Genomic DNA, 26,754 nt, shown 5'->3' on the forward strand with positions numbered 1-26,754 from the left:
CGCCGGGAACGCCGCGACGCGCGGTATCAAAGAGTGAGAGCAAACAAACGCCAAGCGAGCTTCGCTCGAAGGAAAAGCAGACATAATGGTTAGGTCTTTGTTGCGTGCCATCGGGTTGGGGGCGCTTGCGGTGGGGCTGTGCTGGAGCGCCTCGTCGCGGCCGGCTCTTGCTGCCGCCATGGATTTCAAGGTGGTGAGCCTCTCCTTCGGCACCAAATGCAGCAAACGCTGCCCCAGCCTGATGGTCGCCAAGGGCGAGATGACGAGCGGCACGGTGGAGCGTTTCCTCGCCTTCGCCCAGCAGGCTTCCAAACTCGGCGCCAGCAACGTGCTGATCATCGATTCGCCCGGCGGCCATCTGGTCGAGGGCGTCAATCTGGGTCATGTGCTGCGGAAATTGCGCACCAGCGTCTTCGTCGGGCAGGTCGTCACCCTGGGCGGGCAGCCAATTGCGGTCAACGGCTCATGCATGTCGGCCTGCGTCTATGCGCTGATGGGGGGCAATAAGCGATTCGTCCCCGCGGGATCGCGAGTCGGCGTGCATCGCGAATATCTGCCCAACAGTTCCGGGAGCGATCCAATGTCGGTTCTGCGCAGCACGCGGCGATTCCCCGAGGTGACCGAGATGCTGCGGAGCTACTCGAAAAAAATGGGCGTGAATCCCGCTCTGATCGATCTGGCCGAGCAATATGGCGTCGGAAGTATCCGAATTCTGACGCCCGAGGACATCCGGCGCTTCCGGCTGGCGCGCATTGCGAACTGAATTTCGGGTGCGTTGCGAATTGACGCTTGACACTGTGCGGGAGGCCCTCTAATCACCGCGCCACGCCAGCACGGTTCGCCGCCGCTGGCGAGAGACGGGGGTGTAGCTCAGTTGGTTAGAGCGTCGGCCTGTCACGCCGAAGGTCGCGGGTTCAAGTCCCGTCACTCTCGCCATTTTGTGACAAAAAGCCAGCCTTCGGGCTGGCTTTTGCATTTTCAGCCCGGCAAGTCGCGGATGGGGTTGGTTGTAACCAGGTCATGTCTTGCAACTCATACCCGCTATGCGCCAAGATCATGCCAGAATCGCCCGGTATTCTGCCGCACTGCGGTAGGAATCTCTTGGCTGGAACGCTTCCAAGCTTGCGCCTCCCATAGCCGTGGTTTAAGGCTCGCTGCAGGTCGTCCACGACGCAGCGCGAAGGTGCTTTTCCAAAGCGCTGTGGAGGGATGGCCGGCGTGAGCACCGCTTTCAAGCGCACTCATGCCCGTATCGTCCAAACGTGGCGGCCGCGAGTCCAAGCGCTCCTGGTCGATCACAGCTGGAGCAAAGCGCGTTTCAGCGGAAACGCTGCAGTGTTCCAACTCTTTGTCTCGACGCGTTCTTGCGAGTGCTGGTGAACCCACCGGATCGCAAAACGCTATTGGGTTCGTGCTGATGGACAACCTTCTCGCCGGCTATCTGCCGCTTATCATCTTCATCGGGGTCTCGGCCGTCATCGGCCTGGCGCTTCTGGTGGCGCCGTTCCTCGTGGCGTATCAGCGCCCGGATCCGGAAAAGCTCTCGGCCTATGAGTGCGGGTTCAACGCCTTCGACGACGCACGCATGAAGTTCGACGTGCGCTTCTATCTGGTGTCGATCCTGTTCATCATCTTCGATCTCGAAGTGGCATTCCTGTTCCCCTGGGCGATCACGTTCAAGGAAGTCGGCCTGTTCGGCTTCACCTCGATGATGATTTTCCTGGCCGTGCTGACCATCGGCTTCGTTTATGAGTGGAAGAAGGGTGCTCTCGAATGGGATTGAACCTGGAGACATCAGGCGGCACGCTGGTGGCGCCGGCGCCCAAGGGCATCATCGACCCGAACACCGGCAAGCCGGTCGGGTCGACGGACCCGTTTTTCGTCGACATCAACGCCGAGCTGGCCGACCGCGGCTTTCTCGTCACCTCGGCTGACAATCTGATCAACTGGGCCCGCACCGGCTCGCTGATGTGGATGACCTTCGGCCTTGCCTGCTGCGCGGTCGAGATGATGCAGGTCTCCATGCCGCGCTACGACGTCGAGCGCTTCGGCTTCGCCCCGCGTGCTTCGCCGCGCCAGTCCGATGTGATGATCGTGGCGGGCACGCTGACCAACAAGATGGCGCCGGCCCTGCGCAAGGTCTACGACCAGATGCCCGAGCCGCGCTACGTCATCTCCATGGGCTCCTGTGCCAATGGCGGCGGCTACTACCACTATTCCTATGCTGTGGTGCGCGGCTGCGACCGCATCGTGCCGGTCGACATCTATGTGCCTGGCTGCCCGCCCACGGCCGAAGCGCTGCTCTATGGCGTGCTGCTGCTGCAGAAGAAGATCCGCCGTACCGGCACCATCGAGCGTTGAGCGGAGCTGACATGGCAAACTCTGAAACTCTGCAGGCGATCGGCGAGGCCCTCCAGGCCGTCTTTCCGCAGGCCGTCTCCAGCGTGGTACATGCGTTCGGCGAACTGACCGTCACCACCGATCCCGACAACATCCTGGCCGTGCTCAAGCACCTTAGGGATGACGCCGGCACGCGTTTCGTCTCGATCATCGATGTCTGCGGGGCCGACTACCCGGCGCGCGAAAAGCGCTTCGACGTGGTCTATCACCTGCTGTCGCCGACCAAGAACGTCCGCATCCGCGTGAAGGTGGAAACCGACGAGGCGACCCCGGTTCCCTCCGCCGTCCAGTTGTTCCCCGGCGTGCTCTGGTTCGAGCGCGAAGCCTACGATCTCTATGGCATCCTCTTCACCGGCCATCCGGACCTGCGCCGGCTGCTGACCGACTACGGCTTCGACGGCCATCCCTTGCGCAAGGACTTCCCGATGACGGGGTTCGTCGAGGTGCGCTGGGACGACGAAGCCAAGCGTGTGGTCTATGAGCCCGTCAGGCTCAACCAGGAATTCCGCAACTTTGATTTCCTCTCGCCATGGGAAGGCACGGATTATGTCCTGCCCGGCGACGAGAAGGCGAAGGCGGGCTGACGCGCTCCCGCGCGCCGGATCAGGACTAGCAAGACTCTCGAAATGGCTCCGAACCAGCTGGCCAACTCGGAAAGTTTGGAAACGACATGAACGACCAACCGCATCTGCGCAATTTTGCGATCAATTTCGGCCCGCAGCATCCGGCGGCCCACGGCGTGTTGCGTCTGGTCATGGAGCTCGACGGCGAAGTGGTCGAACGTGTCGATCCCCATATCGGCTTGCTGCATCGTGGCACTGAGAAGCTGATCGAGGCCAAGACCTTCATGCAGGCCATCCCCTATTTCGATCGGCTCGATTACGTCGCGCCGATGAACCAGGAGCATGCCTATTGCCTGGCCATCGAGCGCCTGCTCGGTATGGAGGTTCCCAAGCGGGGGCAGCTCATCCGCGTGCTCTATTCCGAGATCGGGCGCCTGCTCTCGCATCTGCTCAACGTCACCACGCAGGCCATGGACGTCGGTGCGCTGACGCCGCCGCTGTGGGGCTTCGAAGAGCGCGAGAAGCTGATGATCTTCTACGAGCGTGCTTCGGGCAGCCGCATGCACGCCGCCTATTTTCGCGCCGGCGGCGTCCATCAGGACCTTCCGCCGGAGCTGATCGACGATATCGAGGCCTTCTGCGATCCTTTCCTCAAGGTTTGCGACGACCTCGAGGGCCTGCTCACCGACAATCGCATCTTCAAGCAGCGCAATGTCGATATCGGCATCGTCTCGCTGGATGACGCCTGGGCCTGGGGCTATTCGGGCGTGATGGTGCGCGGCTCGGGCGCCGCCTGGGACCTGCGCAAGTCGCAGCCCTATGAATGCTATGCCGAGCTCGATTTCGATATTCCGATCGGCAAGAACGGCGACAATTACGATCGCTACTGCATCCGCATGGAAGAGATGCGCCAGTCGATCCGCATCATGAAGCAGTGCTGCACGCTGCTGCGCACGACGACCGGACCGGTTTCGGCCACCGACAACAAGGTCGTGCCGCCCAAGCGTGGCGAGATGAAGCGCTCGATGGAAGCGCTCATCCATCACTTCAAGCTCTACACCGAGGGCTACCACGTGCCCGCCGGCGAGGTTTACGCGGCCGTCGAAGCGCCCAAGGGCGAATTCGGCGTCTACCTGGTCTCCGACGGCGGCAACAAACCCTATCGCTGCAAGATCCGCGCGCCGGGCTTTGCGCATCTGCAGTCGATGGATTGGCTGTGCCGCGGCTACATGCTGGCCGACGTCTCCGCCATTCTCGGTTCTCTCGACATCGTGTTCGGCGAAGTCGATCGTTGATTTTGGGTCGCAGCCGGCTTCCAGGCGGCTGCAAAAGCGTCTTGCGATTTGAGGGGGCACCACGAATCGCAAAGACGCGTCGAAACCAGGAGTGAGAGTAAAAGTGCGTTTGCCAAAACGCACTTTGCTCTAGCAGTAAAGAGGTATGCGCATGTCCGTCCGCAGGCTCGCGCCCCAGGAACTTCAGCCGGCAAGCTTTGCCTTCACGCCCGAGAACGAGGCGTGGGTGGACCAGCAGATCGCCAAATATCCGCCCGGCCGCCAGGCGTCGGCGGTGATTCCGCTGCTGTGGAAGGCGCAGGAACAGGCCGGCGGCTGGGTGTCCCAGGCGGCGATCGAAGTGATCGCGGCGCGCCTGGGCATGGCGAAGATCCGCGTCCTGGAGATCGCGACCTTCTACACCATGTTCAACCTGGAACCGGTGGGCAAGTATTTCATCCAGCTCTGCGGCACCACGCCCTGCCAGCTGCGCGGCGCCGAGGCGATCCGCGACGTCGTCAAGAAGCGCATCGGCCCCGAGCGGCACGTGACGGAAGACGGCAAGTTCTCCTGGCTCGAGGTCGAGTGCCTGGGCGCTTGCTGCAATGCGCCGATGGTCCAGATCAATGCCGATTTCTACGAGGATCTCACGCCTGAGATCATGGAACGCATCATCGACGATCTTGCCGCCGGCAAGGAAGTGAAGCCCGGCCCGCAGAACGGCCGCTTCTCGTCCGAGCCGGAAGGTGGTGCGCAGACCCTGACCGATCCGGCGCTCTATGACGGCTCGGTGATCGGCTCCTGGAAGCAGCGCCTCGCCGAGGAGAAAGCCAAGCTCGAGGCGGCCAAGGCCGCTGCTGCCGAAGCCGCCGCGGCGGCGCCGGCCAAGTCTTGAATTCAAGGGGAGGGCGCCGCAAACGAGGCTTCCTTCCCGACAACAGGTCCTGCCGCCAGCCTCCGGCCAGCGACAGGGCGCTCCCCACTCTCAGATTTCCGGATCCGCCATGCTTGCTGATCGCGACCGCATCTTCACCAATCTCTACGGCCTCCAGTCGCCCGGACTGCAGGCGGCCATCAAGCGTGGCTCGTGGGATGGCACCAAGCAGATCCTCGAGATGGGCCAGGACTGGATCATCAACGAGATGAAGGCGTCGGGCCTCAGGGGACGCGGCGGCGCTGGCTTTCCCACCGGCCTGAAATGGTCGTTCATGCCGAAGAAGTCCGATGGCCGGCCGAGCTATCTCGTCGTTAATGCCGACGAATCCGAGCCCGGCACCTGCAAGGACCGCGAGATCATGCGGCATGACCCGCATCATCTGGTGGAAGGCTGCCTGATCGCCTCCTTCGCCATGAATGCGCATGCCTGCTACATCTATATCCGCGGCGAATATATCCGTGAGCGCGAGGCCCTGCAGCGCGCCGTCGACGAGGCCTACGAGGCCGGCCTGATCGGCAAGAACAACAAGAACGGCTGGGATTTCGACCTCTACGTGCACCACGGCGCCGGCGCCTATATCTGCGGCGAGGAGACCGCGCTGCTCGAAAGCCTCGAAGGCAAGAAGGGCATGCCGCGCATGAAGCCGCCCTTCCCGGCGAATATGGGCCTCTATGGCTGCCCGACCACGGTGAACAATGTCGAGTCGATCGCCGTCGCCCCCACCATCCTGCGCCGCGGCGCAGGCTGGTTCGCCGGCATCGGCAATCCCAACAATGTCGGCACCAAGCTCTTCTGCGTCTCGGGCCATGTGAACAAGCCGTGCAACGTCGAAGAGGCGATGGGCATTCCTTTCCGCGAGCTGATCGAGCGCCATTGCGGCGGCATCCGCGGCGGCTGGGACAATCTGAAGGCCGTGATTCCGGGCGGCTCGTCGGTGCGCATGGTACCGGCCGAGCAGATCATCGACACGCCGATGGATTTCGACTCGCTGTCGAAGCTGCGCTCGGGCCTCGGCACCGCCGCCGTCATCGTGATGGACAAGTCGACCGACGTGGTGCGCACCATCGCTCGGCTTGCCTATTTCTACAAGCATGAGAGCTGCGGCCAGTGCACGCCGTGCCGCGAGGGCACGGGCTGGATGTGGCGCGTGCTCACCCGCATGGCCGAAGGACGCGCCCAGAAGCGCGAGATCGACATGCTGCTCGACGTTACCAAGCAGGTCGAAGGGCATACGATCTGTGCTCTCGGCGATGCGGCCGCCTGGCCGATCCAGGGGCTGATCACCCATTTCCGTCATGAGATCGAAGCGCGCATCGATCAATATGCCGCAAACCCCCATTCCACCCCTGTTCTGCAGGCGGCGGAATAACAGGCCGGCTCCCGTCGGCTGCAATTTATCAGGGCCGGGATCGCCCCCGTTTCCGGCCTGTCACAGCGCTGAATTTTCGTGTTCCCGATGTTGATCGCGGCGCGGAATTTTGCGAAGTCGAGTTTGGAAAGAGTCTGGATTGCGTCTCGCTATCCAGGCCTGATCGTCAAGGTTATCCATGGCCAAGTTGATCGTCGACGGACAGGAAATCGAGGTCCCGGCGGAGTACACGCTCCTCCAGGCCTGTGAGGTCGCGGGTGCAGAGATCCCGCGTTTCTGCTTCCACGAGCGCCTGTCAATTGCCGGCAATTGCCGCATGTGTCTGGTCGAGGTGAAGGGCGGCCCGCCCAAGCCGACGGCGTCCTGTGCCATGGCGGTACGGGACCTGCGTCCGGGCCCGAACGGCGAGCCACCGGTGGTGCTCACCAAGAGCCCGATGGTCAAGAAGGCCCGCGAGGGGGTGATGGAGTTCCTCCTCATCAACCATCCGCTGGATTGCCCGATCTGCGACCAGGGCGGCGAGTGCGACCTGCAGGACCAGGCCATGGCCTACGGCGTCGACAAGAACCGCTATGCCGAGAACAAGCGCGCGGTCGAAGACAAATATATCGGCCCGCTGGTCAAGACGGTGATGAACCGCTGCATCCATTGCACGCGCTGCGTCCGCTTCACCACCGAGGTGGCCGGCGTCTCCGAGCTCGGCGCTATCGGCCGCGGCGAGGACATGGAGATCACCACTTATCTCGAACGGGCGATGAGCTCGGAGCTGCAGGGCAATGTGATCGACCTCTGTCCGGTCGGCGCCCTGACCTCCAAGCCCTATGAATTCCATGCCCGCCCCTGGGAGCTCTCCAAGACCGAATCCGTCGACGTGATGGATGCGGTGGGCTCCGCCATCCGCATCGATGCGCGCGGCCGGGAAGTGCTGCGCATCGTGCCACGCACCAATGAGCTGGTGAACGAGGAGTGGATCTCGGACAAGACCCGCTTCATCTGGGATGGCCTGCGCACCCAGCGCCTCGACCGGCCTTATCTGCGTGTCGACGGCCGCCTCAAGCCGGTGAGCTGGCAGGACGCCTTTGCCGCCGTCGCCGCCAAGGTGAAGGCCGCCAAGCCCGAGCGCATCGGCGCCATCGCCGGCGACCTCGCCGCGGTGGAGGAACTGTTCGCGCTCAAGGATCTCATCGGCAAGCTGGGCTCGAAGAACCTCGACGCCCGCCAGGACGGCGCCAAGATCGATCCTGCCCTGGGCCGCGCCGGCTATCTGTTCAACCCGACGATCGCCGGTCTCGAGGAGGCGGACGCGATCCTGCTGGTCGGCACCAATCCGCGCAAGGAAGCCTCGGTTCTCAATGCCCGCATCCGCAAGCGCTGGCTGCGTGGCGTCAAGATCGGGCTGATCGGCGAGCAGGCCGATCTGACCTACACCTATGATTATCTGGGCGCCGGACCTGATAGTTTGGCCGAGCTGGCTGCCGGCAAGGGCGCCTTCGCCGAGCTGCTGAAGGAGGCCTCCAAGCCGGTCATCATCGTGGGTGGCGGTGTCTATGCCCGCGCGGACGGCGCGGCGCTGCTGTCGCTGGCCGCCAAGGCGGCCCAGGCGCTCGGCGTGGTCAAGGACGGCTGGAACGGTTTCGGCGTGCTGCACAATGCCGCCTCGCGCGTGGGTGCCCTCGATGTCGGCTTCGTGCCGGGCGAGGAGGGGCTCGACGCCGCCGGCATGGCCAAGGCCGGAGCGCTTGACGTGCTCTTCCTGCTGGGTGCCGACGAAATCACCGTCGAGCCGGGTGCCTTCGTGGTCTATCAGGGCAGCCATGGCGATCGCGGCGCGCATCGCGCCGACGTCATCCTGCCGGCCGCTGCCTATCCCGAGCGCTCGGGCCTGTTCGTCAACACCGAGGGCCGGGTCCAGCTCGCCAACCGCGCGGCGTTCCCGCCTGGCGAGGCGCGCGAGGACTGGGCGATCCTGCGGGCATTGTCGGAAGCCCTCGGCGCCAAGCTCGGCTATGACTCGCTCACTGCCCTGCGCAAGGCGCTGTTTGCCGCCATTCCCCATCTCGGCCAGATCGGTCAGGTTGCCGCTGCCGATGCCGCCGGCATCTCGGCTCTGGCGAATGTCGGCGGCGAGGTCGACAAGGCAGCTTTCGCGGCTGCGATCAGCGATTTCTATTTGACCAACCCCATCGCGCGCGCTTCGGCCGTGATGGCGCAGTGTTCGCAGCTCGCCTCGGGCGCGCTGCCGCTGGCGGCGGAGTAAGGACGGGCCATGACGATCTGGGAAACACTCCTGTGGAAGGTGGGCCTGCCGGCGCTGCAAAGCGTGGTTCTGCTGGTCTGCCTGCTTGTCTTCATCGCCTATTACCTGCTGGCCGACCGCAAGGTCTGGGCGGCCGTGCAGCTGCGTCGCGGTCCCAATGTCGTCGGGCCGTTCGGGCTGTTCCAGTCCTTCGCCGACCTGATCAAGTTCGTGCTCAAGGAGCCGGTGATCCCGGCGGGCGCGAACAAGGGCGTCTTCCTGCTCGCGCCCTTCGTCACCTGCGTTCTGGCGCTGGCCGGTTGGGCTGTGCTGCCGGTCGCGGCCGGCACGATGATCGCCGACATCAATGTCGGCATCCTCTATGTCTTCGCCATCTCCTCGCTCGGTGTCTACGGCACCATCATGGCGGGCTGGGCCTCGAACTCGAAATATCCCTTCCTCTCGGCCCTGCGCGCCGCGGCCCAGATGGTGTCCTATGAAGTCTCCATCGGGTTCGTCATCATCACCGTGCTGCTCTGCGCCGGCTCGCTGAACCTGACGGCCATCGTCGAGGCGCAGCACAGCCGCGGCCTCGCCAGCCTGATCGGTCTGCCCTGGCTGACCTTCCTGAACTGGTACTGGCTGCCGCTCTTCCCGATGTTCATCATCTTCTTCATCTCGGCCCTGGCCGAGACGAACCGGCCGCCCTTCGATCTGGCCGAAGCCGAGTCCGAGCTCGTGGCCGGCTTCATGGTCGAATATGCCTCGACGCCCTACCTGCTGTTCATGCTGGGCGAGTATGTGGCGATCATGACCATGTGCGCCCTGACCACCATCCTGTTCATGGGGGGCTGGAGCGCGCCGATCGACCTGCCGCCCTTCACCTGGATCCCGGGCTTCATCTGGTTCCTGGTCAAGGTGACGTTCGTGTTCTTCATGTTCGCGATGGTGAAGGCCTTCGTGCCGCGCTACCGCTACGACCAGCTGATGCGTCTCGGCTGGAAAGTCTTCCTGCCGCTGTCGATCGCCATGGTCGTGATCGTCGCAGGCTTCCTCCAGATTACCGGATGGGCACCATGACCGCAGCCAATCCCAGCCGGCCGCGTGTCGGCTTAGATCAGGCCGCCAAGGCCCTGTTCCTGAAGGAATTCGTTTCGGCCTTCTTCCTGTCGATGCGCTATTTCTTCAAGCCGAAGGCGACGTTGAACTATCCCTTCGAGAAGGGCCGGCTGTCGCCGCGTTTCCGGGGCGAGCACGCTTTGCGGCGCTATCCCAATGGCGAGGAACGCTGCATCGCCTGCAAATTGTGCGAGGCGATCTGCCCGGCGCAGGCAATCACCATCGAGGCGGGGCCGCGCGGCAATGACGGTACGCGGCGCACCACGCGCTACGACATCGACATGGTCAAGTGCATCTATTGCGGCTTCTGCCAGGAAGCCTGCCCGGTGGATGCCATCGTCGAGGGGCCGAACTTCGAGTTCGCCGTCGAGACGCGCGAAGAGCTGTTCTATGACAAGGACCGTCTTCTGGCCAATGGCGACCGCTGGGAGCGGGAAATCGCCAAGAATATCGCCAAGGACGCGCCTTATCGCTGACGCGCTTTGCTCTAGGGCATAAGAGACCGGCCCGGCCGGAGTTTGTTTTTGCTTCAGCCAGGCTGGAGCGGTTGAGACTAGACGGCACGGAAACGGGCCGGAGAGGGGTTTGAACATGAATGTGGCGACAGCCTTCTTCTACCTGTTCGCCTTTGTTTGCGTGGCATCGGCCTTGATGGTCATCCTGTCGCGCAACCCTGTGCATTCGGTGCTCTATCTGATCCTGGCCTTCGTCAATGCGGCCGGCCTGTTCATGCTTACCGGGGCCGAGTTTCTCGCGCTGATCCTGATCGTGGTCTATGTCGGTGCCGTCGCCGTGCTCTTCCTCTTCGTGGTGATGATGCTCGACGTCGACTTTACCGAGCTGCGCCAGGGCTTCCTGCAATATCTGCCGATCGGCTTCCTGGTCGGCCTGATCGTTCTGATCGAATTGCTGATGGTGGTGGTCGGCTGGGCGATCTCCCCCGGCATCGTCGTCAATCCGCAGACGCAGATCGATACCTCCGTCACCAACACCGAGGCGCTCGGTCGCGTGCTCTACACGCAATATGCCTTCTTCTTCCAGGGCGCCGGCCTGGTGCTGCTGGTGGCCATGATCGGCGCCATCGTGCTGACGCTGCGCCACAAGGAAGGCGTCAAGCGCCAGAATCCGGCCCTGCAATCGGCGCGCACCAAGGCGCAGTCGGTTGAGGTCATCAAAGTTCAGCCAGGGCAGGGGATCTGACACATGGCCGTCGATCTTTCCCATTTTCTCGCTGTCGCCGCCGTTCTCTTCACCATCGGCGTGCTCGGGATTTTCATCAACCGCAAGAACGTCATCGTCATCCTGATGTCGGTGGAACTCATCCTGCTTGCGGTGAACATCAATATGGTCGCCTTCTCCGCGGCGCTGCACGACATTACGGGCCAGGTCTTCACCCTCCTGATCCTGACGGTCGCCGCCGCCGAGGCCGCGATCGGTCTGGCCATTCTGGTGGCGTTCTACCGCAACCGCGGTTCGATCGCCGTCGAAGATATCAACGTGATGAAGGGCTGAGGGCGTGTATAACGCAATTGTCTTCCTGCCGCTCCTCGGCTTCCTGATTGCCGGCATCGCCAACATGCTGACGTGGCGCCTGGCGCCGGCCGATGCTGCCGAGACCTCCGGGCATGGTCACGACGACCATGGCCATGGTGCTCACGCCGCGCATGGCCATGATGACCATGCTCATGACTCCCATGGTCACGACGATCACCACGCGGTCGAGGAATCCCCGCATTCGCCCGGCAAGATCCGCTTTGCCGAATATGTCACGACCGGCCTGCTGTTCGTGTCCTGCCTGCTGTCCTGGGTCGCGTTCATCAATGTCGGCTTCAACGGCGCCACCACCACGGTGCCGGTGCTCGACTGGATCCATGTCGGCAAGCTGCAGATCGATTGGGCCCTGCGCGTCGACACGCTGACCGCGGTGATGCTGGTGGTTGTCACCACCGTGTCCTCGCTCGTTCACCTCTATTCCATCGGCTATATGGAAGAGGACCCCTCGCGGCCGCGCTTCTTCGCCTATCTGTCGCTGTTCACCTTCGCCATGCTCATGCTGGTGACCTCCGACAATCTGGTGCAGATGTTCTTCGGCTGGGAAGGCGTGGGTCTGGCCTCCTATCTCCTGATCGGCTTCTGGTACAAGCGCCCCACGGCCAACGCCGCCGCCATCAAGGCCTTCGTGGTCAACCGCGTCGGCGATTTCGGTTTCTCGCTCGGCATCTTCGCGGTGTTCGTCATCTTCGGCCAGGTCGGCTTCGAGGGCATCTTCAAGGAAGCCGCCAGCAAGGCGGAGACCAGCATCCACTTCCTCGGCTATAACCTGCCGGCCCTGGAAGTTGCCTGCTTCCTGCTGTTCATGGGGGCCATGGGCAAGTCCGCCCAGTTCCTGCTGCACACCTGGCTGCCGGACGCGATGGAAGGGCCGACGCCGGTCTCCGCGCTCATCCATGCCGCCACCATGGTCACGGCGGGCATCGTGATGGTGGCGCGCCTGTCGCCGCTGTTCCAGCATGCCGAGCACGCCCTGGCCTTCGTCACCTTCATCGGCGCCACCACGGCCTTCTTCGCCGCCACGGTGGGCCTCGTCCAGAACGACATCAAGCGCGTCATCGCCTATTCGACCTGTTCGCAGCTCGGCTACATGTTCGTGGCCCTGGGCGTGGGCGCCTACAATGTCGGCGTGTTCCACCTGTTCACGCACGCCTTCTTCAAGGCGCTGCTGTTCCTCGGTGCCGGCTCGGTCATCCATGCCATGCACCACGAGCAGGACATGCGCCACATGGGCGGCCTGAAGTCGAAGATCCCGCTGACCTACTGGGCCATGGTGATCGGCACGCTGGCGCTCACCGGCGTCGGCCTGCCCTTGACGCAGATCGGCTTCGCCGGCTTCAACTCCAAGGATGCCGTGATCGAGGCGGCCTGGGCCGGCTACGCCGAGAGCGGCCACCTCATTCCGCTCTATGCCTTCTGGATGACCATCGTCGCGGCGCTGATGACGTCCTTCTATTCCTGGCGCCTGATCTTCATGACCTTCCATGGCCAGACCCGGGCCGATGCGCATACCTATGACCATGCGCATGAATCGCCGATGCCGATGATGATCCCGCTCGCGGTTCTGTCGGTCGGCGCGGTCTTCGCCGGCATGGTCTTCTACGGCCCCTTCGCCAGCGAGCACGGGCTCGAATCCTTCTGGCGTGAGGCCGTGTCGCTGGGCGAGGGCACCAAGATCCTTGAAGGCATGCATCACGCCCCGCTCTGGGTGAAGCTGTCGCCCTTCGTCATGATGCTGATCGGCTTCTTCACGGCCTATTACATGTATATCGTCAAGCCGACGGTGCCGGCGGCCATCGCCGCCCGCAACCCGCTGCTCTACAATTTCCTGCTCAACAAGTGGTACTTCGACGAGCTCTATGACTGGGCCTTCACCCGCCCGGCCAAGTGGCTCGGCCGCTTCCTGTGGAAGAAGGGGGATGGCGCCACCATCGACGGCCTCGGCCCGGATGGTGTCTCCGCCCGAGTCGTTGACGTCACCCGCGGCGTCGTCAAGCTGCAGACCGGCTATCTCTATCACTATGCCTTCGCCATGCTGATCGGCATCGCGGCCTTGTTCACCTGGTCCATGCTCGGAGGCACGCACTGATGTCCTGGCCGGTTCTTTCCGTCACGACCTTCCTGCCCTTGGTGGGTGTGGTGCTGATGCTGGTGCTTCGGGGTGATCCCGAAGGCGTGAAGCGCAATTCGCGCATCATCTCGCTGTGGACCACCATCGCGACCTTCATCGTCTCGCTATTGCCGCTGTTCGCCTTCGATCCGGCCAACACCAGCTTCCAGTTCGTCGAGAACACCAACTGGCTCGGCGGCACCACGGGTGGGGCGATCAACTATCGGATGGGCGTCGACGGCATCTCGCTGCCCTTCGTCATCCTGACGACCTTCCTGATGCCGTTCTGCATCCTCGCCTCCTGGCGCTCGATCCAGAACCGCGTGCGCGAATACATGATCGCCTTCCTCGTGCTGGAGACGCTGATGATCGGCGTGTTCTGCGCGCAGGACATCGTGCTGTTCTACCTGTTCTTCGAAGGCGGCCTGATCCCGATGTTCCTGATCATCGGCATCTGGGGCGGACAGCGGCGCATCTATGCCAGCTTCAAGTTCTTCCTCTACACGCTGCTCGGCTCGGTGCTGATGCTGATCGCCATCATGGCGATGTATTGGAACGCCGGTTCCTCCGATATCGCCGTGCTGCTCAAGCACCCGTTCCCGGTGCAGATGCAGACCTATCTGTGGCTGGCCTTCTTCGCCTCCTTCGCCGTGAAGATGCCGATGTGGCCGGTGCACACGTGGCTGCCCGACGCGCACGTCGAAGCACCCACGGCGGGCTCGGTCATCCTGGCCGGCATCCTCCTGAAGATGGGCGGCTACGGCTTCATCCGTTTCTCCCTGCCGATGTTCCCGGCGGCCTCCGAATATTTCGCGCCGCTGGTGTTCACCCTCTCCGTCATCGCCATCGTCTACACCTCGCTGGTGGCGCTGATGCAGGAGGACATCAAGAAGCTGATCGCCTATTCGTCGGTAGCCCATATGGGCTTCGTCACCATGGGCCTGTTCTCGATGAACGAGCAGGGCGTGCAGGGCGCGATCTTCCAGATGATCTCGCACGGCATCGTCTCCGGCGCGCTGTTCCTCTGCGTCGGCGTGGTCTATGACCGCATGCACACCCGCGAGATCGCGGCCTATGGCGGCCTGGTCAACCGCATGCCCTGGTATGCGCTGGTCCTGATGGTGTTCACCATGGCCAATGTCGGCCTGCCCGGCACGTCGGGCTTCGTCGGCGAGTTTCTCACGCTGGTCGGCGCCTTCTCGACCAATACCTGGGTGGCTTTCTTCGCTACGTTCGGCGTGATCCTGTCGGCGGCCTATGCGCTCTGGCTCTATCGCCGCGTCGTCTATGGCGCGCTGGAAAAGCCGAGCCTGGCCGGGATCGCCGACCTCACCGGCCGGGAGTTCATCATCCTGGCGCCGCTGGTTCTGCTCACGATCTATTTCGGCGTCTATCCCAAGCCGATCCTGAACATGAGCGAAGCCGCCGTCACCCATCTCATCCAGGCGGCGAAAGCTGCCAGCGTTGCGCTTAACTGATCCGAAGGCGAGCCATGTCTGCTTCTGAAATTGCAACGGCGCTTCCGGAAATCGTTCTGGTTCTTGGCGCCATCGCTTTGCTGATGATCGGTGTCTTCTCGGCGCCGCGTGGCTACGGCCTGGTCACCACCCTTTCGGTGGTGCTGCTTGCCGTGGTCGTGGTGCTGGTGGCCATGAGCACCGACGGCAAGGCCTTCAACGGTTCCTTCAGCGTCGATGCCTTCGCCCGCTTCACCAAGATCCTGGTCCTGATCGGCTCGGGCACGGCGATCGTGATGTCGAGCGACTTCCTGCGCTCGCGCGGCATCGAGAAGTTCGAATATCCGGTGATGATCCTGCTGGCGACAACCGGCATGATGATGATGCTGTCGGCCAACGACCTCATCGCCCTCTATATCGGGCTCGAACTGCAGTCGTTGGCCCTTTACGTCATCGCTTCCATTCATCGCGACGACCTGAAGTCCACCGAAGCGGGCCTGAAATATTTCGTCCTCGGCGCGCTCTCCTCGGGCATGCTGCTCTATGGCGCTTCGCTGATCTATGGCTTCGCCGGCACGGTGTCGTTCACCGGCATCGCCACGGCGGTGCAGGGGCATGTCGGGCTCGGCCTGGTCTTCGGTATCGTCTTCCTTCTCGCTGGCCTGGCCTTCAAGATCTCGGCCGTGCCGTTCCATATGTGGACGCCCGACGTCTACGAGGGTGCTCCCACGCCGGTGACCACCCTGTTTGCCGGTGCGCCGAAGATTGCCGCCATGGGGCTGCTGGTCCGCGTGATCATCACCTCCTTCCCGGCGGCGCTCGCCCAGTGGCAGCAGATCGTGGTGTTCATCGCTATCGCTTCGATGGCCCTCGGCTCCTTCGCGGCCATCGGCCAGAGCAACATCAAGCGCCTGATGGCCTATTCGTCGATCGGCCATATGGGCTTTGCCCTGGTCGGCCTGGCGGCAGGCACCTCCGAGGGCGTGCAGGGCGTGCTGATCTATCTGGCGCTCTATCTGGCCATGACGATCGGCACCTTCGCGGTGATCCTCTCGATGAAGCGCAAGGGCGCCTATGTCGAGAATGTCAGCGATCTCGCCGGCCTGTCGAGCACGCAGCCGATCATGGCCTATGCGCTCGCCGCGCTGATGTTCTCGCTGGCGGGCATTCCTCCGCTCTCGGGCTTCTGGGCCAAGTGGTATGTGTTCGTTGCCGCCGTGCATCAGGGCCTGTGGCCGCTGGCGATCCTCGGCGTGCTTTCCAGCGTGGTGGGCGCCTTCTATTATCTGCGCATCATCAAGGTGATGTTCTTCGACGAGCCGGCCGAGGCGTTCGAGCCGATGCCGACCCCGCTCGCCGGCGTGCTCGCCATCGCGACGATCGTGACGGTGTTCTTCATCGTCTGGCCGACGCTGGTGACCGGCCCGGCCGCGGCGGCCGCCGCCTCGCTCCTACCCTCGGGCTGATGCAACCGGGGCAATGAAACTCGGCGCAGGAGCACAGGCGGCAGGCTTCCGTCACCTTCACTTCGACTCGATTGGCTCGACCAATATCGAGGCTCTGCAGCGCGGGCAGGACCGCCTGTGGGTGACGGCCGGCGAACAGGTTTCCGGCAAGGGGCGGCGCGGCCGCCCCTGGAGTTCTCCTCGGGGCAACCTTTATGCCTCGCTCCTGCTGGTCGATCCCGCCGAGCCGAGGCGGGCGGCCGATCTTTGCTTCGTCGCTGCCCTCGCGCTCAGCGATGCCGTCATCGCCACCGCACCCAGGGCCGCCGTGGGCCTGGCCTTGAAATGGCCCAATGACGTGCTGATCGGCGGAGCCAAGCTTGCCGGTATCCTCGTCGAGGGCGCCCATGCCGGCGGGGTCTTTTCGGCAGTGATCGGCTGCGGGGTCAACATTGCCAGCCACCCGGAAGGCACACCCTATCCGGCCACCCATCTGGCGGCGAGCGACGCCGCCATCAATGTCGAAACCTTCTTCGCTGCGCTGACGGACGGCTTTGCCCGGCGCCTGGAGCAATGGCAGCGCGGTGCCGGCTTTGCCGCCATCCGGGAGGCCTGGCTGCAGCGGGCCGCCGGTCTCGGGCGCCGCATCGTCGTGCGTTTGCCCTCGGGGGATATCGACGGCGTGTTCGAGGCCCTCGATGCCGAAGGCGTGCTGATCCTGCGCGACGATGCCGGGGCGCGGCGCGAAGTTTCAGCCGGCGAAATCTTCTTTCCGGGCTTGTTCCCGAATTCATCCGATTCTTGAAGAGTTTGGCTGCCTTCGCTGCAGTCCGATACGAATAATAGGGCCACCGCGCCCGTAAGGAACCAGACATGGCACGCGATACCACCGATCTCGTCTTCTGCGCCTTGGGCGGCATCGGCGAGATCGGCATGAACATGGCTCTCTATGGCTATGGCCCGGCAAACAAGCGCCAATGGCTGATGGTCGATTGCGGCGTGTCCTTTGCCGATGACAACCTGCCCGGCGTCGACCTCGTAATGCCCGACACCCGCTTCATCGAGGCCCAGCGCAAGAATCTCGTCGGCATCGTGATCACCCACGCGCATGAGGACCATTTCGGCGCCTTGATCCATCTGTGGCCCAAGCTGCAGGTGCCGGTCTACGCCACCAAGTTCACGGCAGCGCTGCTGGAAGCCAAGCGGCTGCACGAGCCCGATGCGCCCAAGCTCGATCTGCGCATCATTCCGTCCCAGGCGCGCCTCAATCTCGGGCCGTTCGATGTCGAACTGATCAACGTCGCCCATTCCATTCCGGAATCCAACGCGCTGGCGATCCGCACCCCCGCCGGCATGGTCATCCATACCGGCGACTGGAAGATCGACGAGACGCCGGTGATCCCACCTTTGACCGATGCCGCACGTCTCAAGGCGCTGGGCGATGAAGGCGTGCTGGCGCTGGTCTGCGATTCCACCAATGCCATTCGCGAGGGGCGTTCGCCCTCCGAGCGGGACGTCGCCAAGAGCCTGGGCGAGATCATCGCCGCCAAGAAGGGCAGGGTAGCGGTGACCACCTTTGCCTCCAATGTCGGGCGCATCCGCTCGATCGCCGAGGCGGCCATGGCCAATGATCGCAGCGTGGTGATCGTCGGGCGGGCCATGGAGCGGGTCTGCCAGGTCGCGCGCGAATGCGGCCTGCTCGATGGCATTCCCGATTTCCTCAGCCCGGAAAGCTACGGCTTCCTGCCGCGCGAGAAGGTCGTGTGTGTGCTCACCGGCAGCCAGGGCGAGCCGCGCGCCGCGCTGGCGCGCATCGCCCGCGGCGAGCACCCCGAGGTGACCCTTGCCAAGGGCGACACGGTGATCTTCTCCTCGCGCACCATCCCGGGCAATGAGAAGGCTGTCGGCAACATCATCAACGGGCTCGTCAAGCAGGGCGCGGAGATCGTCACCGACCGCAACCAGCTCGTGCATGTCTCCGGCCATCCGCGGCGCGGCGAACTCACCGATATGTATCACTGGACGCGCCCGAAGATAGCCATTCCCGTGCATGGCGAGGCCTGGCACTTGGCCGAACATGCCGAACTCGCTCGTTCGCTCGGCGTGCCGGAAGTGGTCGCGGCCGGCGACGGCCAGATCATCGCGCTGCGCGAAGGCGACACCAGGGTGGTGGACGAGGCGCCGACCGGTCGTATCTGCCTGGATGGCGACGTGCTCATCAATGCTTCCGAGGAGACCATCCCCCAGCGCCGACGCCTATCCTGGTCCGGCGCGGTTTCGGTCGCGCTCGCTCTGTCGGAGAAAGGCGAGATCGTCAACGAGCCGGATGTGAAGTTCTCCGGCCTGCCGCTGCGTGTCGGCGATGGCCGCCTGATGGATGACGTCATCGCCGATGCCGCCCTGCTGGTGATCGACAGCCTGCCCAAGCCCAAGCGGCGCGATCCGGACGCCGTGGAACTGGCCGTGGAGCGCGCCGTGCGCTCGGCCGTGAACGCGGTATGGGGCAAGAAGCCGGTTTGTCATGTGATCGTGCTGGTGGTCTGATAGCCGGCCAGGAACCGCAGCATGGAAGCTCGCCGTGACAGCTGCAGATCGAACCAGTGCCGGCACCCGTCATAGTCGCAAGCCCGACGATGCCGAGGAGGGGCGCAACGGCTTTCAGCGCATCGCCCTGCTCTTGCAGGGCGGGGGCGCGCTCGGCGCCTATCAGGCCGGCGCCTATCAGGCGCTTGAGGAGCGGGGCGTTCAGCCCAACTGGATCGCCGGCATTTCGATCGGCGCCATCAACGCTGCCCTGATCGCCGGCAACGCACCCGGCGAGCGCGTTGCCAAGCTCCGGCGCTTCTGGGAGATGGTGACGGACCCGCCCTTCGAACCGGCCCTCGAGTGGGTTCGCCTATTCGCCCAGGAGGGGGATCGCCAGCACAAGCTGGTGAACCAGCTCCAGGCCGGCCAGGTTCTGCTGAAGGGCGCGCCGAAATTCTTCGAGCCCCGCTTTCCGCCGCCTTATTTCATGCCGGCCGGCTCGATCGGCGCCACCAGCTTCTATGATACCGCTCCCCTGAGGCAGACTCTGCTGCAACTGGTCGATTTCGATCGGCTCAACAGCGGCGAGACCCGCTTTGCCATCGGGGCCGTCAACATCGCCACTGGCAACTTCGCCTATTTCGACAATGGCAACGGCACGGCGCGCATCACGCCGGACCATATCATCGCAAGCGGCGCCTTGCCGCCGGGCTTTCCGCCGATCGAGATCGACGGGCAGTTCTACTGGGATGGCGGCCTGGTCTCGAACACGCCGCTGCAATGGATCCTGGAGCAGCAGGATCTCGATACGCTCGCCTTCCAGGTCGATCTGTGGAATGCCCGCGGCGACATTCCCAAGGACATGGCCGAGGTCGAGGTCCGGCAGAAGGAAATCCAGTATTCCAGCCGCACCCGTGCCGCCACGACCCGGGCCCGCGACGATCAGCGCTTGCGCGGGGCTCTCAAGCGTATCCTGGCCAAGCTGCCGGCGGATTTCGGCCTGGAGGAGGATGTCGGCCTGCTCAGCAAGGCGATCGACCGGAAGAGCTGCAATGTGGTGCAGTTGATCTATCGGGCCCGCAAATATGAAGGGGCCAGCAAGGACTATGATTTCTCCCGCCTGATGATGGAGGAGCATTGGGCTTCGGGTTACGAGGATGCCCGCCATGCCCTCGGCCATCCGGAGATCTTCCACAAGCCGCGCAATGCCGAAGCGTTCGCCAGTTATGATTTCGGGCAGGGATAGAGGACTCTGGTGGGCCGATCTTCAGATCGACCATCTTCATCGCCCAGCGCAGCGTTTCCAAAATGGTCAATCCGGAGATTGACGTACCAGGTCTGCGCTTCTCTCATCAAGTCGGGCCATGAGGCAATGTGCCGGCAGCCTCAAGATTTGCCCAAGATTTGCGGCTTGCCATTGCCGCCCTGGCGGCTCATATACGATCGCTTTCCCGCCTGATTTAACGAACGCACAGAGACGCCGATGCCTGCCTATCGTTCCCGTACCACCACCCATGGCCGCAACATGGCCGGTGCCCGTGGCCTGTGGCGCGCCACCGGCATGAAGGATGGGGATTTCGGCAAGCCGATCATCGCGGTCGTCAACTCGTTCACGCAGTTCGTGCCCGGCCATGTCCATCTCAAGGATCTCGGGCAGCTGGTGGCCCGCGAGATCGAGCAGGCCGGCGGCGTCGCCAAGGAATTCAACACCATCGCCGTCGATGACGGTATCGCCATGGGCCATGACGGCATGCTCTACAGCCTGCCTTCGCGCGAGCTGATCGCCGACAGCGTGGAATACATGGTCAATGCCCATTGCGCCGATGCCATGGTCTGCATTTCCAACTGCGACAAGATCACGCCCGGCATGCTGATGGCTTCGCTGCGCCTCAACATTCCCACCGTCTTCGTATCGGGCGGGCCGATGGAAGCCGGCAAGGTCATCCTCGGCGGGCAGAAGAAGGCGCTCGATCTCGTCGACGCCATGGTCGCCGCCGCCGACGACAAGGTTTCCGACGAGGACGTCAAGGTGATCGAGCGCTCGGCCTGCCCGACCTGCGGCTCCTGCTCGGGCATGTTCACCGCCAATTCGATGAACTGCCTCACCGAGGCCCTCGGCCTCTCGCTGCCCGGCAATGGCTCCACACTCGCCACCCACGCCGATCGCAAGCGCCTTTTCGTCGAGGCCGGACATCTCATCGTCGACCTGGCGCGGCGCTATTACGAGCAGAACGACGAGAGCGTGCTGCCGCGCAAGATCGCCAATTTCGGCGCTTTCGAGAATGCCATGACGCTCGACATTGCCATGGGCGGCTCGACCAACACGGTGCTGCACATCCTGGCGGCCGCCCATGAAGGCGAGATCCCCTTCACCATGGACGATATCGACCGGCTGTCGCGCCGCGTGCCGGTGCTGTGCAAGGTCGCTCCGGCCGTCAGTCATGTGCATATGGAGGACGTTCATCGCGCCGGCGGCATCATGGGCATTCTCGGCGAGCTCGACCGCGCCGGCCTGATCAACCGCGACCTGCCGACGGTCCATTCGGCCAGCATGGCGGAAGCGCTGGAACGTTGGGACGTCATGCGCACCAAGAGCGAGAGCGTGCGCGAATTCTTCAAGGCCGCGCCGGGCGGGGTTCCGACCCAGGTCGCCTTCAGCCAGGACCGGCGCTGGGACGATGTCGATGTCGACCGGGAGAAAGGCGTGATCCGCTCGGCCGAGCATGCCTATTCCAAGGATGGCGGCCTCGCCGTGCTCAAGGGCAATCTGGCGCTCGACGGCTGCATCGTGAAGACGGCCGGCGTCGATGAATCGATCCTGAAATTCGCTGGCCCGGCCGTGGTGTTCGAGAGCCAGGACGCGGCCGTGGACGGCATTCTCAACGGCAAGGTCAAGGCCGGCGATGTGGTCGTCATCCGCTATGAAGGACCGCGTGGCGGGCCGGGCATGCAGGAAATGCTGTATCCGACCAGCTATCTGAAGTCGAAGGGCCTCGGCAAGGCCTGCGCCCTGATCACCGATGGCCGCTTCTCCGGCGGCACGTCGGGCCTGTCGATCGGCCATGCCTCACCGGAAGCCGAAGAGGGCGGCACCATCGGCCTGGTCGAGCCGGGCGATCGCATCGAGATCGACATTCCCAACCGCTCCATCGTGCTGGCCGTGCCGGAAGCCGAGCTTGAGCGCCGCCGTGCCGCCAAGGGCGCCGCACCCTGGCGCCCGGCCGCGCCGCGCAAGCGCAAGGTCACCACGGCGCTGCGGGCCTATGCCGCCATGGCCACCAGCGCCGCCAAGGGTGCCGTGCGCCAGGTGCCGGATTTCGACTGAATCTGATGTGCCGGTTTCCTGACCGGCACTTTCTTCCTGGGACCGCCGGCTTCTAGAGCAATAAGCATTCACGCTTGAACGCGCTTTGCTCTAGAAGCCGGCGGTCCCAGGAAGTCCTCAGCTTCCCTTCGCCAGTCTCTCCAACGCCTCGCCCGCCAGCCGGCAGCCGATCCATTCCTTGCGCAGCACGGCCCCCTGTCTTTCATAGAAACCGATGGCCGGCTCGTTCCAGTCGAGCACGGACCATTCGAGGCGCCCCAGATTCTCGGAGACGCAGCGCTGGGCGAGATGGCTGAGCAGGGCTTGGCCGATGCCGTGGCCGCGATAGGCGTCACGGACGAACAGGTCTTCCAGATAGATGCCGTGGCGCCCGAGGAAGGTCGAGTAGCTATAGAACCACAGGGCAAAGCCGGCCGTCTCCCCTTGCCATTCGGCGATCTCGCAGAAGACGCGTGGATTGGAGGCGAACAGGCTGGCGCTGATGTCGCCTTCGGTGGCGACAGCCTCGTGCTCGAGCTTCTCGTAGAGTGCCAGGCTGCGGATCAAGGCCAGGATGGTCTTGGTGTCTGCCGGTTGCGCCCGGCGGATGGTCAGGGACATGTCGTGCTCCAACAATAGCTCGCCCAACAAAAAGCCCGCCGTGGAAGGCGGGCTGGCTGTGTGGCCTCAAATCAGGATCTCGTCAGCCCTTAGGCCGCGTCGATATCGTTCAGGCCGAGGCGCTTGTCGAGATAGGACGAACAGGACGCGATCAATTCGTCCGTCTTGTTGTCGAAGAAATGGTTGGCACCGGCGATGACTGACTGCTCGATGACGATGCCCTTCTGGGTCTTGAGCTTGGAAACCAGCGTTTCGACATCCTTGAGCGGCGCCACGCGATCGGCATCGCCATGCACGATCAGGCCGGAGGACGGGCAGGGGGCGAGGAAGGAGAAGTCGAAGCGGTTGGCGGGCGGGGCCACCGAGATGAAACCTTCGATTTCCGGGCGGCGCATCAGGAGCTGCATGCCGATCCAGGCCCCGAACGAGACACCGGCGATCCAGCAGGACTTGGCGTCGGGCGTCACCGCCTGCACCCAGTCGAGCGCGGAGGCGGCATCGGAAAGTTCACCGGCGCCATGGTCGAAGGAGCCCTGGCTGCGGCCAACGCCGCGGAAGTTGAAGCGCAGGGCCGAAAAACCGCGCTGCACGAAGGCATAGAACAGATCGTAGACGATCTTGTTGTTCATCGTCCCGCCAAATTGCGGATGCGGATGCAGGACGATCGCAATGGGGGCTCCACGCTGCTTGGACGGCTGGAAGCGGCCTTCGATGCGGCCTGCCGGGCCGGTGAACGTAACTTCGGGCATATATTGAGTTGCCTTTTCGTGTGCCAGAGCAGAGCTCGGTTGATCCGAACGGTTCTCATCAGTCGAGTTTCGCGAGAACTTCGAAACCTCGCAGATATCCGGGCCCTCCCTGGGACGGACCACGAAGTCCCGCCTGGGATTCGCGCTCCGGCTCCGATGACTGGCCTTGACGGCTGAGGGAGGCAGGAGTATGACTTTAGAATAATTCTAATGGCTTAGAATCGTTCTAAAGTAGCTCATCGCTTTGATGCGATGCGCTCTGATCCATGCGCCGATGAGGACGCATTGCACCCAGCCCGCGTTCGGGTAGCGCTTCTTAACACGAAGAGCAGGGCGTTTTGCAAGCTTTTCCGCATTGGCAGAGCGGCAAAACAACGGATTTTTGAGGTTTGACCAGGTCGCGCACCTATCTGGACCACAATGCAACCACGCCGTTGCGGCAGGAGGCTCGCGCCGCCATGCTGTCAGCGTTGGATCTTTGCGGTGCGCCGTCTTCCGTCCATGCGGATGGCCGCGCAGTACGCAAGGTGGTGGAGGCGGCGCGTCATGACGTCGCCGATCTGGTCGGTGCGTTGCCCAAGAATGTGGTTTTTTGCGCCTCCGCGACGGAAGCCAACAATCTGGCCCTCAATCTCGACTGGCAACGCCCCGGCAAGCCTCCCCTTCGGCGCATGGCTGTGTCCAGCGTGGAGCATGCCAGCGTGTTGAGTGGCGTGCATCCGCAGAACACGGAACTCGACCTGCTTCCGGTTGACGGGAATGGAGTACTCGACCTCCGCGCGCTCGAGGCCCGGCTTGACGCCTGGCGCGAACGCGGAGAGACGGGTCTCGTTTCGGTGATGCTGGCCAATAACGAGACCGGCGTGGTGCAACCGGTGGCCGAGATTGCCGCTCGCGTGCGTGAAGCTAGCGGTCTGTTTCATTGCGACGCCGCGCAGGCGGCAGGAAAGATTTCATTTTCAATCAATGAGATCGGGGCCGATCTTCTAACGATTTCGAGCCATAAGCTCGGTGGCCCCCTCGGCGCCGGTGCTCTGGTGCTGGGCAGCGATGGTTTGCACCAGCCCAATGCCCTCATCCGCGGCGGCGGCCAGGAGAAGGGATTGCGGGCCGGGACCGAGAACGCGCCGGCGCTGGCCGGATTCGGCGCCGCGGCGCGCGCTGCGGCGCGCGATCTCGCCCATTATGGCGAGGCCAGCCTTGCGCTGCGTTCCCGCCTGGAGCAGGCCCTGCGCGAAACCTCGCCCGATTTGGTCGTGTTCGGCGGAGGGGCGCGGCGCCTGCCCAACACGCTCAATTTCGCCGAGCCGGGGATGGCGGCGGAAACGACATTGATCGCGCTGGATCTTGAGGGTATTTCCGTCTCCTCGGGATCTGCCTGCTCGTCGGGCAAGGTGAAGGTCAGCCATGTGCTGACGGCGATGGGCGTGGCGCCGGCGCTGGCCGGTTGCGCCTTGCGTGTGTCGCTGGGACGGGAAACCACAGTCCAAGAGATCGAGTTTTTCGTCGCGGCCTGGAAAAGGCTGCGCAAGAACTTACATGACAGAAGGCATCGGGCGGCTTAAATCCCTGTCCGATCTGTAAAATTTGCTGCTTTCGGGCAGCGCCAGGAGACCAACATGCCTGCAGTCCAGGAAACCGTCGAACAGGTCCGGGCGATCGACGTCGACCAGTATAAATATGGCTTCGTCACGGACATCGAGATGGAGCTTGCGCCCAAAGGCCTGTCCGAAGAGATCGTACGTTACATCTCGGCCAAGAAGGGCGAGCCTGGCTGGATGACCGAATGGCGCCTTGACGCCTACCGGCGCTGGATCACCATGCAGGAGCCGACCTGGGCCCGTGTCGAATATCCGCCGATCGATTTCCAGGATCTCTACTACTATGCGGCGCCCAAGCAGAACGCCGCGCCGAAATCGCTCGACGAGATCGATCCGGCCATCCTCAAGACCTATGAGAAGCTCGGCATTCCCCTGCGCGAGGTCGAGATCCTCGAAGGCGTGGCGCCGGCCAACCGCATTGCCGTCGATGCGGTGTTCGACTCGGTGTCCGTCGTCACCACCTTCAAGGAGGAATTGAAGAAGGCCGGCGTGATCTTCTGCTCGATCTCCGAGGCACTGCGCGAGCATCCGGACCTGGTGAAGAAATATCTCGGCACCGTTGTGCCGACCACCGACAATTTCTACGCGACGCTGAACTCGGCCGTGTTCTCGGACGGTTCCTTCGTCTATGTGCCGCCGGGCGTGCGCTGCCCGATGGAGTTGTCGACCTATTTCCGCATCAACGAGGAAAAGACCGGCCAGTTCGAGCGCACTTTGATCATTGCCGACAAGGGCGCCTATGTCTCCTATCTCGAAGGCTGCACGGCACCGCGCCGCGACGAAAACCAGTTGCACGCCGCCGTGGTCGAGCTGATCGCGCTCGATGACGCGGAGATCAAATATTCCACGGTGCAGAACTGGTATCCGGGCGACTCCGAGGGCAAGGGCGGCATCTACAATTTCGTAACCAAGCGCGGCGATTGCCGCGGTGCGCGCTCTAAGATCTCCTGGACGCAGGTCGAGACCGGCTCCGCCATCACCTGGAAGTATCCATCCTGCATCCTGCGCGGCGAGGGCTCACAGGGCGAGTTCTATTCGATCGCCGTGTCGAATGGCCGCCAGCAGGTCGATAGCGGCACCAAGATGATCCATCTGGGCAAGAACACCAAGAGCCGGATCATCTCCAAGGGCATTTCGGCCGGCCACTCCAACAACACCTATCGCGGTCTCGTCTCGGCCCATCGCAAGGCCACGGGCGCCCGCAACTTCACCAATTGCGATTCGCTGCTGATCGGCGAGCACTGCGGGGCGCACACAGTGCCCTATATCGAGTCGAAGAACTCGACCGCCGTGTTCGAGCATGAGGCCACCACCTCGAAGATCTCCGACGACCAGCTGTTCTACTGCCTCCAGCGCGGCCTGTCGGCCGAGGAGGCCACGGCGCTGATCGTCAACGGTTTCGTCAAGGACGTGCTTCAGCACCTGCCGATGGAATTTGCGGTCGAAGCGCAGAAGCTCATTTCCATCAGCCTCGAAGGTAGTGTCGGCTGAG

The 26,754-nt window shown here is 63.4% G+C and carries 23 protein-coding genes and 1 tRNA gene; 22 read left to right on the plus strand and 2 right to left on the minus strand.

The features are described from left to right. The first annotated feature begins 85 nt into the window (after positions 1–85). The 20 genes from C5L14_RS15550 (at position 86) to ilvD (ending at position 22,312) form a co-directional block, all read left to right on the plus strand. The gene (locus tag C5L14_RS15550) at positions 86–763 is read left to right on the plus strand and encodes a hypothetical protein (RefSeq protein ID WP_146126926.1); all 678 of its coding nucleotides are present in this window, start codon (positions 86–88) and stop codon (positions 761–763) included. Between the two features lie 96 nt (positions 764–859). Next, positions 860–936 (plus strand) — tRNA-Asp (locus C5L14_RS15555). 481 nt (positions 937–1,417) lie between these two features. Beyond that, on the plus strand, positions 1,418–1,783 hold the full coding sequence (locus tag C5L14_RS15560) for an NADH-quinone oxidoreductase subunit A (RefSeq protein WP_068282520.1): 366 nt from the start codon (positions 1,418–1,420) through the stop codon (positions 1,781–1,783). Then, the gene (locus C5L14_RS15565) at positions 1,774–2,361 is read left to right on the plus strand and encodes a NuoB/complex I 20 kDa subunit family protein (RefSeq protein WP_068282522.1); all 588 of its coding nucleotides are present in this window, start codon (positions 1,774–1,776) and stop codon (positions 2,359–2,361) included. Before C5L14_RS15560 ends, C5L14_RS15565 begins: the two co-directional genes overlap by 10 nt. A gap of 11 nt (positions 2,362–2,372) precedes the next feature. Continuing rightward, the gene (locus C5L14_RS15570; RefSeq protein WP_105862953.1) at positions 2,373–2,984 is read left to right on the plus strand and encodes an NADH-quinone oxidoreductase subunit C; all 612 of its coding nucleotides are present in this window, start codon (positions 2,373–2,375) and stop codon (positions 2,982–2,984) included. Between the two features lie 86 nt (positions 2,985–3,070). After that, positions 3,071–4,258 (plus strand): NADH-quinone oxidoreductase subunit D, encoded by a 1,188-nt coding sequence (locus tag C5L14_RS15575; RefSeq protein WP_105862954.1) that lies wholly within the window; start codon positions 3,071–3,073, stop codon positions 4,256–4,258. A gap of 151 nt (positions 4,259–4,409) precedes the next feature. Beyond that, the gene (gene nuoE / locus C5L14_RS15580) at positions 4,410–5,132 is read left to right on the plus strand and encodes an NADH-quinone oxidoreductase subunit NuoE (protein WP_105863242.1); all 723 of its coding nucleotides are present in this window, start codon (positions 4,410–4,412) and stop codon (positions 5,130–5,132) included. A gap of 109 nt (positions 5,133–5,241) precedes the next feature. Further along, the gene (gene nuoF, locus C5L14_RS15585) at positions 5,242–6,543 is read left to right on the plus strand and encodes an NADH-quinone oxidoreductase subunit NuoF (RefSeq protein WP_068282532.1); all 1,302 of its coding nucleotides are present in this window, start codon (positions 5,242–5,244) and stop codon (positions 6,541–6,543) included. A gap of 178 nt (positions 6,544–6,721) precedes the next feature. Further along, entirely contained in the window at positions 6,722–8,800 is a 2,079-nt protein-coding gene (gene nuoG / locus C5L14_RS15590; RefSeq protein WP_105862955.1) for an NADH-quinone oxidoreductase subunit NuoG, read from the plus strand. Between the two features lie 9 nt (positions 8,801–8,809). Then, entirely contained in the window at positions 8,810–9,859 is a 1,050-nt protein-coding gene (nuoH, locus tag C5L14_RS15595) for an NADH-quinone oxidoreductase subunit NuoH (RefSeq protein ID WP_105862956.1), read from the plus strand. Beyond that, positions 9,856–10,374, plus strand: coding sequence for an NADH-quinone oxidoreductase subunit NuoI (gene nuoI / locus C5L14_RS15600; protein ID WP_068282998.1), 519 nt, complete (start codon positions 9,856–9,858; stop codon positions 10,372–10,374). Before nuoH ends, nuoI begins: the two co-directional genes overlap by 4 nt. Positions 10,375–10,489: 115 nt before the next feature. Then, complete coding sequence (locus C5L14_RS15605) at positions 10,490–11,098, plus strand: NADH-quinone oxidoreductase subunit J (protein WP_068282540.1); 609 nt, start codon at positions 10,490–10,492, stop codon at positions 11,096–11,098. Positions 11,099–11,101: 3 nt separating this feature from the next. Further along, entirely contained in the window at positions 11,102–11,410 is a 309-nt protein-coding gene (nuoK, locus tag C5L14_RS15610; RefSeq protein WP_068282543.1) for an NADH-quinone oxidoreductase subunit NuoK, read from the plus strand. 4 nt (positions 11,411–11,414) lie between these two features. Then, positions 11,415–13,538, plus strand: coding sequence for an NADH-quinone oxidoreductase subunit L (nuoL, locus tag C5L14_RS15615; protein ID WP_105862957.1), 2,124 nt, complete (start codon positions 11,415–11,417; stop codon positions 13,536–13,538). After that, positions 13,538–15,037: an NADH-quinone oxidoreductase subunit M gene (locus C5L14_RS15620; RefSeq protein ID WP_105862958.1), complete on the plus strand. Its 1,500-nt coding sequence runs from the start codon at positions 13,538–13,540 to the stop codon at positions 15,035–15,037. The genes nuoL and C5L14_RS15620 overlap by 1 nt, the downstream gene beginning before the upstream one ends. A gap of 14 nt (positions 15,038–15,051) precedes the next feature. Next, entirely contained in the window at positions 15,052–16,482 is a 1,431-nt protein-coding gene (gene nuoN / locus C5L14_RS15625) for an NADH-quinone oxidoreductase subunit NuoN (RefSeq protein ID WP_105862959.1), read from the plus strand. A gap of 13 nt (positions 16,483–16,495) precedes the next feature. After that, a complete protein-coding gene (locus tag C5L14_RS15630; RefSeq protein ID WP_105862960.1) occupies positions 16,496–17,266 on the plus strand; it encodes a biotin--[acetyl-CoA-carboxylase] ligase in 771 nt (256 codons plus the stop codon). A gap of 68 nt (positions 17,267–17,334) precedes the next feature. Then, a complete protein-coding gene (locus C5L14_RS15635) occupies positions 17,335–19,005 on the plus strand; it encodes a ribonuclease J (RefSeq protein ID WP_105862961.1) in 1,671 nt (556 codons plus the stop codon). Between the two features lie 121 nt (positions 19,006–19,126). After that, positions 19,127–20,233 (plus strand): patatin-like phospholipase family protein, encoded by a 1,107-nt coding sequence (locus C5L14_RS15640; RefSeq protein ID WP_245443411.1) that lies wholly within the window; start codon positions 19,127–19,129, stop codon positions 20,231–20,233. A 237-nt stretch (positions 20,234–20,470) separates the two neighbouring features. Next, complete coding sequence (gene ilvD, locus C5L14_RS15645) at positions 20,471–22,312, plus strand: dihydroxy-acid dehydratase (protein WP_105862963.1); 1,842 nt, start codon at positions 20,471–20,473, stop codon at positions 22,310–22,312. Between the two features lie 117 nt (positions 22,313–22,429). Here ilvD and C5L14_RS15650 read toward each other — a convergent pair whose 3' ends face one another. Beyond that, on the minus strand, positions 22,430–22,912 hold the full coding sequence (locus tag C5L14_RS15650; protein ID WP_105862964.1) for a GNAT family N-acetyltransferase: 483 nt from the start codon (positions 22,910–22,912) through the stop codon (positions 22,430–22,432). 89 nt (positions 22,913–23,001) lie between these two features. Beyond that, a complete protein-coding gene (locus tag C5L14_RS15655) occupies positions 23,002–23,661 on the minus strand; it encodes an alpha/beta hydrolase (protein ID WP_105862965.1) in 660 nt (219 codons plus the stop codon). A gap of 389 nt (positions 23,662–24,050) precedes the next feature. Here C5L14_RS15655 and C5L14_RS15660 point away from each other — a divergent pair, with 389 nt between their 5' ends. Together C5L14_RS15660 and sufB are read left to right on the plus strand one after the other, a co-directional pair. Continuing rightward, complete coding sequence (locus tag C5L14_RS15660) at positions 24,051–25,226, plus strand: cysteine desulfurase family protein (RefSeq protein ID WP_105862966.1); 1,176 nt, start codon at positions 24,051–24,053, stop codon at positions 25,224–25,226. A 54-nt stretch (positions 25,227–25,280) separates the two neighbouring features. After that, positions 25,281–26,753 carry a Fe-S cluster assembly protein SufB gene (gene sufB, locus C5L14_RS15665; protein WP_105862967.1) on the plus strand — a complete coding sequence of 491 codons (1,473 nt, stop codon included), beginning with the start codon at positions 25,281–25,283 and terminating at the stop codon, positions 26,751–26,753. Position 26,754: the final 1 nt, after the last annotated feature.

The organism is Labrys okinawensis (assembly GCF_002982075.1).
Classification (GTDB): Bacteria; Pseudomonadota; Alphaproteobacteria; order Rhizobiales; family Labraceae; genus Labrys; species Labrys okinawensis_A.

What these genes read in the sequence shown, in the direction of transcription:
- C5L14_RS15550 (WP_146126926.1), top strand. Translation starts at nt 86, where the DNA reads ATGGTTAGGTCTTTGTTGCGTGCCATCGGGTTGGGGGCGCTTGCGGTG.
- C5L14_RS15560 (WP_068282520.1), top strand. Translation starts at nt 1,418, where the DNA reads ATGGACAACCTTCTCGCCGGCTATCTGCCGCTTATCATCTTCATCGGG.
- C5L14_RS15565 (WP_068282522.1), top strand. Translation starts at nt 1,774, where the DNA reads ATGGGATTGAACCTGGAGACATCAGGCGGCACGCTGGTGGCGCCGGCG.
- C5L14_RS15570 (WP_105862953.1), top strand. Translation starts at nt 2,373, where the DNA reads ATGGCAAACTCTGAAACTCTGCAGGCGATCGGCGAGGCCCTCCAGGCC.
- C5L14_RS15575 (WP_105862954.1), top strand. Translation starts at nt 3,071, where the DNA reads ATGAACGACCAACCGCATCTGCGCAATTTTGCGATCAATTTCGGCCCG.
- nuoE (WP_105863242.1), top strand. Translation starts at nt 4,410, where the DNA reads ATGTCCGTCCGCAGGCTCGCGCCCCAGGAACTTCAGCCGGCAAGCTTT.
- nuoF (WP_068282532.1), top strand. Translation starts at nt 5,242, where the DNA reads ATGCTTGCTGATCGCGACCGCATCTTCACCAATCTCTACGGCCTCCAG.
- nuoG (WP_105862955.1), top strand. Translation starts at nt 6,722, where the DNA reads ATGGCCAAGTTGATCGTCGACGGACAGGAAATCGAGGTCCCGGCGGAG.
- nuoH (WP_105862956.1), top strand. Translation starts at nt 8,810, where the DNA reads ATGACGATCTGGGAAACACTCCTGTGGAAGGTGGGCCTGCCGGCGCTG.
- nuoI (WP_068282998.1), top strand. Translation starts at nt 9,856, where the DNA reads ATGACCGCAGCCAATCCCAGCCGGCCGCGTGTCGGCTTAGATCAGGCC.
- C5L14_RS15605 (WP_068282540.1), top strand. Translation starts at nt 10,490, where the DNA reads ATGAATGTGGCGACAGCCTTCTTCTACCTGTTCGCCTTTGTTTGCGTG.
- nuoK (WP_068282543.1), top strand. Translation starts at nt 11,102, where the DNA reads ATGGCCGTCGATCTTTCCCATTTTCTCGCTGTCGCCGCCGTTCTCTTC.
- C5L14_RS15620 (WP_105862958.1), top strand. Translation starts at nt 13,538, where the DNA reads ATGTCCTGGCCGGTTCTTTCCGTCACGACCTTCCTGCCCTTGGTGGGT.
- nuoN (WP_105862959.1), top strand. Translation starts at nt 15,052, where the DNA reads ATGTCTGCTTCTGAAATTGCAACGGCGCTTCCGGAAATCGTTCTGGTT.
- C5L14_RS15630 (WP_105862960.1), top strand. Translation starts at nt 16,496, where the DNA reads ATGAAACTCGGCGCAGGAGCACAGGCGGCAGGCTTCCGTCACCTTCAC.
- C5L14_RS15635 (WP_105862961.1), top strand. Translation starts at nt 17,335, where the DNA reads ATGGCACGCGATACCACCGATCTCGTCTTCTGCGCCTTGGGCGGCATC.
- ilvD (WP_105862963.1), top strand. Translation starts at nt 20,471, where the DNA reads ATGCCTGCCTATCGTTCCCGTACCACCACCCATGGCCGCAACATGGCC.
- C5L14_RS15650 (WP_105862964.1), bottom strand. Translation starts at nt 22,912, where the DNA reads ATGTCCCTGACCATCCGCCGGGCGCAACCGGCAGACACCAAGACCATC.
- C5L14_RS15655 (WP_105862965.1), bottom strand. Translation starts at nt 23,661, where the DNA reads ATGCCCGAAGTTACGTTCACCGGCCCGGCAGGCCGCATCGAAGGCCGC.
- sufB (WP_105862967.1), top strand. Translation starts at nt 25,281, where the DNA reads ATGCCTGCAGTCCAGGAAACCGTCGAACAGGTCCGGGCGATCGACGTC.